The 12893-nt window shown below is 56.8% G+C and carries 13 protein-coding genes; 3 read left to right on the top strand and 10 right to left on the bottom strand.

The window, feature by feature from the left end; all coding sequences use genetic code 11:
- The first annotated feature begins 16 nt into the window (after positions 1-16).
- The 3 genes from cls to xthA all read left to right on the top strand — a co-directional run bounded on the left by cls (position 17) and on the right by xthA (position 4977).
- Positions 17-1477, top strand: a complete 1461-nt coding sequence (gene cls / locus QSJ80_RS12695; protein ID WP_285764837.1) for a cardiolipin synthase — start codon at positions 17-19, stop codon at positions 1475-1477.
- Positions 1478-1813: 336 nt separating this feature from the next.
- The gene (locus QSJ80_RS12700; RefSeq protein ID WP_285764838.1) at positions 1814-3943 is read left to right on the top strand and encodes a carboxy terminal-processing peptidase; all 2130 of its coding nucleotides are present in this window, start codon (positions 1814-1816) and stop codon (positions 3941-3943) included.
- A gap of 212 nt (positions 3944-4155) precedes the next feature.
- Positions 4156-4977, top strand: a complete 822-nt coding sequence (gene xthA / locus QSJ80_RS12705) for an exodeoxyribonuclease III (RefSeq protein WP_285764839.1) — start codon at positions 4156-4158, stop codon at positions 4975-4977.
- 54 nt (positions 4978-5031) lie between these two features.
- On the opposite strand, the gene QSJ80_RS12710 is transcribed toward xthA, so the two are convergent.
- The 10 genes from QSJ80_RS12710 to gspG form a co-directional block, all read right to left on the bottom strand.
- Positions 5032-7260 (bottom strand): hybrid sensor histidine kinase/response regulator, encoded by a 2229-nt coding sequence (locus tag QSJ80_RS12710; protein ID WP_285764840.1) that lies wholly within the window; start codon positions 7258-7260, stop codon positions 5032-5034.
- 36 nt (positions 7261-7296) lie between these two features.
- A complete protein-coding gene (locus tag QSJ80_RS12715) occupies positions 7297-7500 on the bottom strand; it encodes a DUF2788 domain-containing protein (protein WP_285764841.1) in 204 nt (67 codons plus the stop codon).
- A gap of 81 nt (positions 7501-7581) precedes the next feature.
- On the bottom strand, positions 7582-7851 hold the full coding sequence (locus QSJ80_RS12720; protein WP_285764842.1) for an acetyltransferase: 270 nt from the start codon (positions 7849-7851) through the stop codon (positions 7582-7584).
- 105 nt (positions 7852-7956) lie between these two features.
- Positions 7957-8448 (bottom strand): type II secretion system protein M, encoded by a 492-nt coding sequence (locus QSJ80_RS12725; RefSeq protein WP_285764843.1) that lies wholly within the window; start codon positions 8446-8448, stop codon positions 7957-7959.
- Between the two features lie 14 nt (positions 8449-8462).
- Positions 8463-9641, bottom strand: coding sequence for a type II secretion system protein GspL (gspL, locus tag QSJ80_RS12730; protein ID WP_285764844.1), 1179 nt, complete (start codon positions 9639-9641; stop codon positions 8463-8465).
- Positions 9642-10733 carry a type II secretion system minor pseudopilin GspK gene (gspK, locus tag QSJ80_RS12735; protein ID WP_285764845.1) on the bottom strand — a complete coding sequence of 364 codons (1092 nt, stop codon included), beginning with the start codon at positions 10731-10733 and terminating at the stop codon, positions 9642-9644. It lies immediately after the preceding gene.
- Positions 10730-11383: a type II secretion system minor pseudopilin GspJ gene (gspJ, locus tag QSJ80_RS12740; RefSeq protein WP_285764846.1), complete on the bottom strand. Its 654-nt coding sequence runs from the start codon at positions 11381-11383 to the stop codon at positions 10730-10732. Before gspJ ends, gspK begins: the two co-directional genes overlap by 4 nt.
- Complete coding sequence (gspI, locus tag QSJ80_RS12745) at positions 11383-11838, bottom strand: type II secretion system minor pseudopilin GspI (RefSeq protein ID WP_285764847.1); 456 nt, start codon at positions 11836-11838, stop codon at positions 11383-11385. The genes gspJ and gspI overlap by 1 nt, the downstream gene beginning before the upstream one ends.
- A complete protein-coding gene (locus QSJ80_RS12750; protein ID WP_285764848.1) occupies positions 11828-12442 on the bottom strand; it encodes a type II secretion system protein in 615 nt (204 codons plus the stop codon). Before QSJ80_RS12750 ends, gspI begins: the two co-directional genes overlap by 11 nt.
- Positions 12443-12451: 9 nt before the next feature.
- Positions 12452-12883 (bottom strand): type II secretion system major pseudopilin GspG, encoded by a 432-nt coding sequence (gspG, locus tag QSJ80_RS12755; protein WP_285764849.1) that lies wholly within the window; start codon positions 12881-12883, stop codon positions 12452-12454.
- Positions 12884-12893: the final 10 nt, after the last annotated feature.

Below are 12893 nucleotides of genomic sequence, written 5' to 3' on the forward strand. Positions count from 1 at the left end.
AAGGAAAGAGCAGGGCATGTTCACGTCCATGATTCTGCTCGCGATCTTCCTGATCCAGTTGCTCTTTGTTGGTCGGGCACTATTGCGGAAGAGACGCGAGCCGGCTTCGCGCATGGCGTGGGCCATTGTCATTCTTGCGGTCCCCATTGTGGGAGTCGGAGCCTACCTGCTTTTCGGTGAAACCTACATCAACCGCAAGCGCTTCCGGCGCATGCGCGACGTTCAGCAGGTAATCGGGACTCTACCGAAGCCCTCAACCCTCGCAGGCACCTTCGAGCGCGATGTATCGGGTTTACCCAGCCGCTATGCCGCGATGTTTCGCCTCGGTGAAAAGGTCAATGGCTTCCGGCCCATTGGCGGCAACACCGGTCATTTGACGAAGGACTCGAACGACACGATCGAGTCGTTGATTGCCGATCTCGACGCCGCCAAACACCATGTCCACGTCAGTTTCTATATCTGGCTGTCCGACAACAGTGGCCTCGCCCTGATCGAGGCATTAAAGCGCGCGGTGGCGCGGGGCGTGTCATGTCGCGCGATGACTGACAATCTCGGCTCCCATGCCCTGATCAAATCAAGACACTGGAAGGTGATGCGAGAGAGCGGGGTGGATACAGCGGTTTCGCTGCCTATCGGCCCGGCAATTATGGGACCACTGAATGGCCGAATCGACCTGCGTAACCACCGTAAAATCGTAGTGATTGACGACTGGATTACTTATTGCGGCAGCCAGAATTGCGCGGATCCGGAGTTCAGGGTTAAACCAAAGTACGCGCCCTGGGTCGACGCGGTGATGCGGTTTGAGGGGCCTGTAGCGCGTCAAAACCAGTTCATATTCCTGAGCGACTGGATGACCTATACGGACGAGGACCTGAGCGCAATGCTGAGGCGCCCGCTACCGTTCAAGGCGTCTGGCAGGAGTGTCCCGGGCATTATTGCGCAGGTGCTTGCAAGCGGCCCGGAGACCGCAACATTTTCGCCTTCGCAGATTTTTGAGGCACTGATCTATACCGCACGGGAAAAACTGACGATCACAACGCCGTACTATGTCCCGAACGAATCGTTACAGGCCGCGCTATGTGCTGCTGCAAGACGAGGAGTCCATACCGAGATCATTTTCCCGTCCAGGAACGATTCTTTCGTAGTCGCCGCCGCCAGCAGGAGCTACTACCTGGAATTGCTGGAAGCCGGTGTTCGCATCTATGAATACAGGGACGGTCTACTGCATACCAAATCCATCACAGTGGACGGCGCAATGACATTGATTGGCTCGGCCAATATGGACAGGCGCAGTTTCGACCTGAACTATGAAAGTAACGTACTGCTATACGATGCCGAGCTCACACGCGATATGGAGGCGCGGCAGCAGGTCTATCTGGACAGTTCGGATCTGGTTGAACTCAGTGATGTCGAAGGCTGGTCCACGGGGCAGCGCCTCTGGAACAACACCATTGCCATGCTGGGGCCGCTGCTATGAGGGCCCCGGGAGCCAGATATCCTATTTAACATAATCTATATTATGCGAACTTCTATATCCAAAGGGTGCGTGGCCGGGCCAACATTTCGCTCTACCCACCAAGGCCTCCATACCCGCGCGAACAAGCCCGCAAACGATAGCTGGCTGGATAATATCCATGACACGCGTAATTAGGCGCATTTTAGTGGCATATGCGTAACGCTTGGGCGCAATTCATATCTAAGGGATAAATCAGCCCTTATACTTGTCAAAACTTGGGGCTCGCGGAATTACGCGAACTTCGGATCGGAACGGATTTTTCCGGACCGTCGGTCAGACGTTGAATAGAGATTCATTATGATAAATATGCGGTACGGCAGATTCTCCAACAGCCTGCTTTTGTTGGCCTCCCTTACCATGGGTACTCTGGGTATTTCCTTCGGCGCGGCGAGCGTCCTTGCCGAGACTGAGGAAAAACTGCGCCCGACCAAGGAACAAGCCAGCACGGCGCGAGAGATCGTCGCCAAGCTTGAAGTCCTGCATTACAACAAACTCAACCTGAACGATGACATGTCCACCAAGCTGTGGCATGAATATATTGAATCCCTGGATCCCACCAAGAGCTATTTCACAGCAGCGGATATCGGTGAATTCAAGGGTTGGCGCACCACCCTGGATGACGCGATACGCGCAGGCAATATCGACCACGGTTTCGCAATCTTTAACCGTTATCGCGAACGCGTTGAACATCGCCTGGAGCGTCTTCTGGGTGAACTGCGCAACGGTCTGCCAAATTATGACTATACCGTCGATGAATCTCTCGACCTGGACCGCAAGGATAATCGCTGGCCGGCAAACAGTGCCGAAGCCGACGAGCTCTGGCGCAAGCGCCTGAAGTCCAGCGTTCTCAACCTGAAGCTTGCGGACAAGACCGACGAGGAAATCCGTGACCTGCTTGAGAAGCGTTATTCCGGTCAGCTGAAAAGCCTGCGCCAGCAGGACGGTGACGATGCGTTCGAAGTCTACATGAACTCCCTCACCCGCCTGTACGACCCGCACAGCAACTACCTGTCACCGCGTACCCTGGAAAACTTCAATATCAACATGTCGCTATCCCTCGAGGGTATCGGCGCTGTGCTGCAGACCGAAGATGAATACACCAAGATCGTCCGCCTGGTCGCGGGTGGCCCTGCGGATCGCAGCGGCGAGGTGAAGCCGGCAGACAAGATTGTCGCAGTCGGTGAAGGTAAATCCGGTGAGCTGGTCGATGTTGTTGGGTGGCGCCTTGACGACGTGGTAGAACTGATTCGCGGCGATGCCGACAGCTATGTGCGCCTGGAAGTCATTCCTGCCGGGGGCGATGGCAAGCAGAAGCAGGTCACTATCCAGCGCAAGAAAGTAAAGCTGGAAGACCAGGCGGCAAAGAAAGAGGTATTTGAATACTCCGATGGCGACAAGCTTTACAAGGTTGGGGTAATTAACCTACCTACTTTCTATATCGATTTTGAAGCCTATCGTCGCCGCGATCCGAACTACAAGAGCACCACTCGCGATGTACATCGTCTCCTCAAGGAGCTGCAGGAGGAAAACGTAGACGGTATCGTGCTCGATTTACGCAACAATGGCGGTGGCTCCCTGCAGGAAGCCACCATGCTGACGGACCTGTTTATTGACCAGGGACCGGTTGTGCAGATTCGCCATGCCAATGAAAAGATTTCCCGGCATAGCCGCTCGCGTTCGCGCGCAGTCTATCGCGGGCCTCTGGTGGTGCTGATCAACCGCCTTTCCGCCTCGGCTTCTGAAATTTTCGCGGGCGCTATCCAGGACTACAATCGCGGCCTGATCGTCGGCACACAGTCTTTTGGCAAAGGCACGGTGCAGACCATGGCCCCGCTGAAAGAAGGCCAGCTGAAGATCACCCAGTCGAAGTTCTACCGGGTTTCCGGTGAGAGTACGCAGCATGCGGGCGTGACACCAGACATCTATATGCCGCCGATGGTGGACAAGGAGATGGTAGGTGAGAGTGCCTATGACACTGCCCTGCCCTGGGATCGTATCCACGAGGTACAGCATGCCAAGTATTTCAACCTCAAGGCGATACTTCCCGCACTCCTCAGTAATCATGAGCAGCGGCTGAACAAGGACCCGGATCTTGTTTACCTCAAGGAGCAGTTCGATTACGACCTGAGCCGTTCGAAAAACAAGACCCTGTCACTCAATGAAGAGGAACGCCTGGCTGAACGTGAGGAATACAAGAATCGCACGCTCGAGATCGAAAACGCGCGTCGCACGGCCAAAGGGCTGCCACCCTACCTGACGTTTGAGGAGCTGGAGAAGTCGGACAGCGAGGATACGGCTCCGGTTGGTGGCCCGGTGGATATCAGTCTCGATGATGATCCGATCCTGTCGGAGACCGGCAATATCCTGGTGGACCTGATCAATATGTCCAGCCGCCTGGAAAACGCCCCGCAAGTGGCAAACTTCTAACGTTCACAACATGATTGTGCGGGCCTCAACGCGGGGCCCGTGCTGTCGCCCACCCCACTTCCTTCCCCATTCATCTTCGCCCTTACCCAATTGTGATTTCCAGATAGGGTCTTGTGCTATTGGCCGGCGTTCATTGCGCGTATAATTTGGCGCAACATGCCGGGGCGGCCTGTGCCCGCCCATCAAAAGCGAAGTGCATAGAGGGGAATCCAGTGAAAGTTGTCTCTTTTAACGTCAATAGCGTGCGCCAGCGTATGCATCAACTTCAGGCCCTGGTTGACCGCGAGGCGCCAGATATTATTGGCCTGCAGGAAACCAAGGTGACAGACGAAGATTTTCCGCTGGAAGATATCAAGGCGCTGGGTTACGAGGTCATCTACTTTGGCCAGAAAACGCACTACGGTGTGGCCATGCTTTCCCGCCTGCCATTTCTTGAAAAGGAGTATGGCTTTCCCGGGGATACCGCTGACGCCCAGCGCCGAATTGTAATCGGGCGTTTCGATATTGGCTGGGAGCAACCATTGACCGTCATCAACGGTTACTTTCCTCAGGGTGAAAATCGTGAGCACCCGGTGAAGTTCCCGGCCAAAACCCGGTTCTATGCGGACCTGTCCAGCTACCTGGACATGCATTGCAGCCCGGATGCGCCAGTGCTGGTGATCGGTGATATGAACATCTCCCCGACCGACCTGGATATCGGCATTGGTGATAGCAATCGCAAACGCTGGCTGCGCGACGGCAAGTGCTCGTTCCTGCCCGAGGAGCGCGAGTGGCTGCAGAAAGTCGAAGGCTGGGGCCTGGAAGATACTTTCCGCAAGCTTTACCCGGAAGAGAACAACCTGTTCAGCTGGTTTGACTACCGCAGCCGCGGTTTCGACCGTGACCCCAAGCGTGGGCTGAGGATCGACCTGGTGATGGCAACAAAGTGCCTGGCCGATGTATGTACCGGTGCCGGCATCGACTATGAGATTCGTGGGATGGAGAAGCCTTCAGATCACGCGCCAGTCTGGTCCAGCTTCGATATCAGCAGGTAAGCAAACGAATTTCTTCCGGGCCCGGTGTCAGTGCAGTGCCTATGCAAGCAGCATTCACTGCACCGATCCGAGCCAGCGCTCCAGGGTCGCCTTCAGGTCCGCCTGGGTTAACGGCTTGGTAAGGTAGTCGTCCATGCCGGCGGCCAGACAGGTTCCTTCGAAGCGTTCGTCGGTTGTGCTGGTAAGCGCAACGATAGGCAGGTGGTCGGTCGGGTCATTGACGGATTGCCACTGACGCACCGCCTCGATAATTTCCGCACTGTTGCTGGCGTTCTGCTGGCAGTCCACCAGCACCAGGTCGTACTCCTTATGCGAGAGCGCGGCCAGCGCAGACTCGGTATTTTCACAAATCTGCAGCTGGTAACCGAGCGAATGCAGCATCTCCTCGGTTACCTCGTGGTGCTCGTGCGATTCCTCGATGAGCAAAATACGACGGATCCTCTCCATCACTGATTCATGCTCACGTTCGACCCGGCGACTGGCTTTTTTGGATTCCCCGAAAAGCGCTTCCAGGACCTGATCATGAAAGGCTACGATATTCAGCGGGCGTTTGCTGAAAAACGCGGTCAGCGACGGGATCTGGGAAAACCCTTCCAGCTGGTCCGCATGCTCGGGCGTACCGATAATGCCGAGGTAACCGCCCTCGCCAAAATCCAGCCGGATTACAGACAGTTTTTCCAGGGCAGACTCCAGCATGGCCTGGTCGCCCAGTGCCGGCGCTAGCAGCACGACGTCGCCCTTGAGTAGAGGCGTTACCAGTGGGTCCGAATCCAGCACAAGGGTGCCGTCCTCCCGCGACGCCGAATAGGTCTCCACATCCGCGCCAAGGGAGGTCAGTGCCTGCACCATGCCGTTGACGTAGAGCCCGCGCTGATGAATCAGTGAAAAGCGCATACCGCGCAGGCGCGGGTCTGGCTTGAAATAGGCGCGCTGGTTGTGGTCGACCTCGTACTTGATCGCGATCTTGTAGTGGTTGCCGTCTTCACCGGAATTGACCTGCAGGTAGCCGCCCATGGCTTCAGCCAGACCCTTGGCGATGGAGAGACCGAGCCCGGTATTGACCTGGGTGGTGCTCACCCTGGTGAAGGCCTTGAACAGCTCGGACTCATCCGGAAGAATCTCGCCCTTACCGTCGTCCTCGAGGATCAGTTCAACGAGACCTTCGCCATCGCTGCCGATGTTGTAACGTACCTGCCCCCAAATTTCCCCCTGCCCTGCAATGGTTATTACCGAGCGTGTGAGGTTTCTGAGCAGGTGCGCCGTTTTTTGTTTGTCACCAACAACGGCGCGCGGCAGGTCCTCATCGAGCAGGAAATTGAATTCGATGCCCTGTTGCTGCGCCACTTCTGCGGCGGCATTCAGGGTTTTCTGGATCTTCTTGACCAGGTTGAATTGGCTGTGGCGCAAGCGTATATCCTTGCGCGCGACCCGGGTAAACAGTCCCACGTTGTCCACCAGCTGCAGCTGCGTGTCACTGGCATCCCTGGCGAGTTTTACCCACTCCTCCTGCCGTTGGGTAAGGCTGTCATCCTGCAGCAGCGCCAGGGCACCAAGGGTATCCGACAGCTGGCTGCGGAATTCCTGCCCGACATTGGAAATAAATTCATTGGTCAGTTCTACGGCCGCCTCGGATTTCCGGTGCGCGGCTGCGAGGGTACTGGCACGCTGCTTCAGCTCCTGCATCGCGGATATGCGATCCCAGTAATTTTCCGATTCACGTCGCCCCTGGTGGGCTAGCAACCAGATGAAGGCGAGCGTCGAAAGCCCGTAAATGTACCCAATCAAATTGCCAGACAGGCAACCGACCACCGCTGCCGGGCCTGCGGCGGCAGTGATATAGATACCGGGGTATCGATGATATGGCGCAAATACCGATGCTACGCTGGAGCAGAAAATGACGGTATACAGCCAGAGGAAGTGGGTTTCCGGTGAGAAGCCGACAAAGTAAGCGTGTGCGGCAACGATCAGCCCCCACCAGAGCGCACCCAATGTGGAGACAGTAAAGTACCGACTGCGCCACCGGTGCGGTCCGGTGGCATACATGCTATTGAAGCGAAACAGATAATAGCCACGCAGTACGGTCAGCAACACGAGGCCCAGCCCCAGTACCAGCGAGAGCTTGGGAACGACGTCTCTCAGGCCGCCGATCCCGATGGCCAGCAGAAACGCAACAATAGAGATGAGCAGCCCGCGACGGCTATATTTTGCGATTCGCGAGTCGGTAGCACGACATACCCGGCGGTCTTTTTGTACTTTTAACTCCGGGCGATCAAACACGCGCATTCAGATTTTTCCTGACGTTCTGTCCGGGCCGAATCTTCAGGATCCGGTCAGGAACTCCACCATGACGGTCTTGATAAGGAATCCCAGCAAGCCAAGACCCAGTGCGGTAAACAGGATGATGGTTCCGAATTTACCGGCATTGGACTCCTTTGCCAGGTTCCACATGATAAAGACCATGAAGGCGATGAGACCGCCTACACCGATGTAAAGCCCCAGGGTCTCGAATTGTTCAAATGTCACAGCGTCAATAATACCTTTTGAAGTGGCGCGTATTCTAAAGCAGCGCCCCGGGTGACGCTAGCTGCGCACTGAACAGAGAAATCAGGCGCCGTGATAATACTCGCTGTCGTCGGCACGGGTACCACATTTGAGCCGGCGCACCTCGCGCTGGCGGTAACTGCTGTCCAGCCAGCATCTCGGCAGGGCCTCACCAGAGAGGAAAGTGAGCTGGCTCTTCTCGAAAACCTCCGGTTCCTGCACCTCCTCGCCCCACAGGAATCGCCCGATCACGGTCAATTCATAGGGGTTCGCGAGTGTGGCGATATCCGCAACCTCGACGATATGACCAACTTCGGCGTCTTTGAATAACATGCACGGCCTCCCCGGCGCATTGGCAACTCACCCAAAAAGTATAGATAGGCGCCAGCGCCAATAACAGCGACCATAAGCGGTTATTGGGTCGGGAGGGTTCTGTGACTAGCGGTCCAGGGTAAGGCGGGCAGACACCATGCCTTCTTTGGGCAGTGCGTCCAGATTCATGCTCTGCACATTGAAGCCCTCCTTGAGAAGACCGTCCAGCCAGTGATTCAGCGCGTCATAGCGTGCTTCTTCAACCCAAAGGCGGATACGATTGTCGCCCTCCGGTTCGAAGCGCTTGATGGTGAGATTGTGCAGCTTGGCGGCCTGAGTGACGCGCTGGAGCATGGTACCGTCTGCAGTCGGGTTGGCACTGCCGCTGGCACTCGCTGCCTTTTTCAGAACAGCTTCGTTACTGCGCATAAAGCTGATCAGCGCCTTCTGATCATCCAGGGATTCGTGTGCACTGAGGAAGAAGCCCCTTGCCGGCAACAGGACCCCGTATACAGCGATTATGCCGCCCAGAAACAATGAGAGCAGCATCAGCGCCCTGCGATCGCTATCAGAGATTGCATGCCACTTGTTCAGCATTTGTTGTCGGAAATCTTTCATCTACCGGATTCCTGTCAACGAATACGGATGCGACCGAGCACACCGCGTTCCAATTCATTTGCCGCCATCAGCTCAACCTGGTGCGACCCCTGCCCCAGCCTGCTCACCACCTTATCCAGGTCTGACAGGCTTTTTGCCTTCAACTGGATGACCATCTCGTTGCGATTCGCATCATAACGCAGGGATTCCAGTACGAGGCCCGGCACAGAATTCCAGCTGCTGGAGAGCAATTGTATTTTTGCCTGATAACCGGATTCACCAGAGCCGCCCTGGTTCAGGTAACCTTTCAGCTGACGCTGCAGGTCCGCCTGCTGTCGCGTACCCGGGAATATTTCCTGGAACAAAGCATTGACCTGTTTCTCCTGCTGCGCGGCCTGGAAGCTGAACCAGGCACCGCCGGCTACGTAGAAAAGCACCTGCAGGCTGAACAGGATCGCAGCCGCTACCGCGAGCCCGGTCTTCCAGTCCGCAGACTTGCCCCGTTTTTTTACAGCGTAATCGCGGCAAAGCAGGTTAAGATTTGCGAAATCCCGCACCGCGCTCTCCATCGAATCGCCAGCATCGCGTCTGGTGCGTTCCAGCGCGACACCGGGCAGGCTTTCCAGCTGCCCTGCAAGCAAATCGAACGTATCGCTTTCTCCGGTAAGCCGCACCTGCAGCGGTTCTTCCGGTGCCACGCTGACCGCGACAAGGGTCGGCACTTCGGAGGCCTGGACAGTTACCCACTTACCTGTCTGTGTGCACACATGTGCACGCTCCCCCTCAAGATGCACCGAGAACACACCATCTTCGTGGTCGGCCAGAAAGTATTCCGGAAGCAGAACGTCAGGGTTTACCTGTTTTTCTTGCAGGTAGGCAATGATGGACTGGAGCTGGCTATGCGCAATCGCCAGCAAGCGACACTGGCTCCCCGAAAGGCCATGCCAGGTAAGGTGCAGGTCTTCGACATCCCCCGCAATCAGGTCCTCTGCAGCGTAGGCCACAGCCGCCGGTTGTTTGCGGATGGCTTTGGGAATCTCCAGCACGCCGTTCCACACCAGGTGGCCGGGCACGAAAACACATACCTCTGTTACGTCATCATGTTCGACCCGGTCAAAGTCGACCCATGACCCGTTCCCCTCACTGAATTGCTCCAGTGAGAAAGAGAAATCGGTACCTTGCCTAAGACGCAGGTAAATCCGCTCTGTCGTCACCTACTCCTCCAGGAGTTCCTTGAAAAGATCACCGGCAAATTCCACACGTTGCCTGTGAACAATTGTTACCCGGCCGGTAGTCGTCTGCAGGGCAAGCAGTGTTTTCCAATATTGCCGGTGTGCGAGCTCATCCCCGAGTTCGACGGCAATGAGTGCTTCGAAGTAGCGGCTCTCGACGCCGAGCACCCCTGCCATTTCCTGCTTTATGCCCAGGCCCTGGTCCTGCAGCAGTTCATCAAAGGTATTGAAACCCCCGAATTCCCGCGCATAGCCAATAGCAGCACCGTCCACCGACGGGGCGATTGCAGAAAGCAATGACTCTGGCGCCGAGTTTACATTAATCAGGGTTTGTTGTGCGCCCGGCAGTGCACAAAGGAGCCCGTCCAGTTTCTCCCAGGCTTCCTCGGTCATGCCTTTGACATGCCGGAGCTCTGAAACATCGGTGATAAAGGTGTCCGGGGTCCGGTATGGAATATCCATACCCAGGTAGCCGTCATCCTCGGTATCCAGACCGCGTGGCGTGTCGTCTTGATCAACCCAGTCCGCAATGGCATTTGCAAGATTCGGGTCCACCTGATTGCGGGTCAGGTAGTTCCTGAGAATCTGAAACTGGTCGGCATTGGTAGCCCCGTTGCCGCCACCATCGCCAGCGTCCGATGCACCACTTCCGTTTCCGCCCCCGTTTCCGCCGCTGTTGCCGGTGCCGGTGCCGGTGCCGGTGCCGACAGCCAGGTTGTTAACGTTGAAACAGGCCTGCATGTCGCGCAGGTGGATACGGATCCTGCCGTTGTCTGGATTGAAGGTTCGTTGAACCTGCGCCCAGGGTTCCTGCGCATGGTCGCCCTGGGCATTGCGATCCTGATCAGACTGGAAATCATTTTGCAGTGCCACGATGCTCCATGCCTCAGCCCCGGCAACGAAGCCGCGCAGCTGGCTGTTTGCAAGCAGGGCGTTGGTACGCGCGATAGTCAGGTGGCTGCGGGTCAGCACCTGGGTCGCGATAGTGACCGCGATAAAGAAAACCAGCATCACGGTAATCAGCGCGACGCCCTGCTGGCGTTGCAGCGGTGTGGCCCGCCTGCGGCGGCTCACTGCTCACCTCCCGCGAGGTGGTAGACACGCACTACCTCGCCAAAGCTTGCAAGGCGTAACGAGACCTCCACGGCCTTTGGTAATTTGTACCTGCCCGCCTTCGCTTCCTCCCCTGTAGCCAGCGGGGGCCACTGCGACAGCCAGACATCGTTGGCGTTCATATAGCGGAAACGCAAAGCGTCCACGCCACCGAGCAGGTTTTCGTTCTGGAAGGCACTGTCCGGACCGCGGTCCAGCGACTGCCAGCGGACGCGCTTCAGAACGGCGCCGATCTCCTGATCATAATCCACGCCATAGTCCAGGCGTTGCAATACGCCGCGGGGCTCACCCTGAAAATTGCTGTAACCCAGACGGGTGAAGCTGACACGGTCCGAATCCCCCTGCAGGGCCGGCAATTCAAAGCCGTATTCATCGCGGATGGCCCGTGCACTCACCTGGCTGAAGTCATCGGTCATGCGATAGAAGGCGAGTGAAAGGCGCCGGGATTCATCTGCGCGCTCTTCGAGCACGGTGTTGGCCGTTGCGAAGCGGTCGAGAAACTGGCTGGCATAGATCCCGATGACTGCCACGATCATGACTACCACGATCAATTCCAGCAGCGTGAACCCGGCCTGCTTCTTGATTACGCGAGGTGCGAGCGAGGCCGCCATTATTGCTTTACCTCGGCAAGCCAGGTCTCCAGGGTACGGATGACATCGCCACTTTGTGCACGCGCCACCTTAACCGTGAGTTTACGCATGGCGGGCTCCGCGGTGGATTCCACAGTAGCCGTCACCTGCCAGTCGCGCCCGCCCAAAGTCACCCGCTCCGTGCGCTGGCCTACCGGAGGCCATGGCGCCGCCACGCGCACCTGGTCGACTGCTGCTTCCGCCACAATATTCGCGGTAAGGCGCTCCTCCAGCGATGTCTGGGTGCGGATACTCTCAGCCATTACCTGGCTAAGCGAAACAGCGATTACACTGAAAATAACCAGTGCAACCAGGACCTCGATCAGGGTGAAGCCAGCGGATCGAGTAAAAGCAATCTTTGCCTGAACCGTGTTATCAAACGGGCATTCCGACGTCTGGAAGCGAATCCCGTATCTGCGCCAGCTGCTACCGCGCATCGACATCTCCCCAGCTGATCAGGAAACCAGTCAGGTTGTTGTAGGTGACTACGGCGGAGCTGGTGGCGTTGCCACTATCCAGCAGTTGCACAGAAACCTCTACCGGCAATACCTCACCGCTGGCAAGCGCAACAAAATCCGGCGTATAGGCGGGGAGGGAATTTTCTTCTTCCTCTTCGTCGCGCGCCGCTTCTTCATCTTCATCATCCCTGTTGCCGGGTAACAGCTGGGCTTTGGAAATGACGTCGAGGGAAATATTGGGTGGGACACTGTAAGGCAGGAAAATCTCTCTTACATTGCCTGGCTCTGAGCCGGCCTCGGCCGCAAGGAAGGCAACCGAGGGAAAATCAATCCAGCGCTCGGCGGATCGATCGAAAATCACTACTGTGTAACCTGTTTCGGAAATGGCCACGCCGTAGTTCTGGTTGTCGATCAGGGCGCGGTCCGCGACGAGTTCCATAACCCGTCGCAGGCGCTCGGTCTCATTGGCCCAGCCCCGTGAGGCAGTCGCGCCGAGGGACAATACGGCCATGGATGCCAGGGTCGCAATGATCAATACGACCGCCAGCAGCTCGATAAGGGTAAAGCCCCTTTGAGTCTGCATCAGGAAAAATCAGAGTTCCGCTACACTGATATCCTTGGCTTCGCCTTCCCCGCCAGGCTTGCCGTCAGCACCCAGTGAAAACAGGTCGTAGGCACCGTTGCTACCCGGGCTGATGTACTGGTACTCATTCCCCCACGGATCCTTTGGCATCTTGCCCAGGTAGCCATCCGGTGACCAGTTCTTGGCCTCCGGGAAACCACTCGGGCGGGAAACCAGCGCCTGCAGCCCCTGGTCGCTACTCGGATAGACAAAGTTGTCCATTTTGTACATCTTCAATGCAGTATCGATTGCACTGAGGTCGGCCATGGCAGCCTTTACACGCGCCTCTCCAGCGCGCCCCATCACATTGGGCACGACCAGCGCGGCGAGCACGCCAAGAATGACGATAACCACCATGATTTCGATCAGGGTAAAGCCCTGACTGTTCTTAATATTCCGCATAACGTTCACT

It is taken from the genome of Biformimicrobium ophioploci (assembly GCF_030270605.1).
Taxonomy (GTDB): domain Bacteria; phylum Pseudomonadota; class Gammaproteobacteria; order Pseudomonadales; family Cellvibrionaceae; genus Biformimicrobium; species Biformimicrobium ophioploci.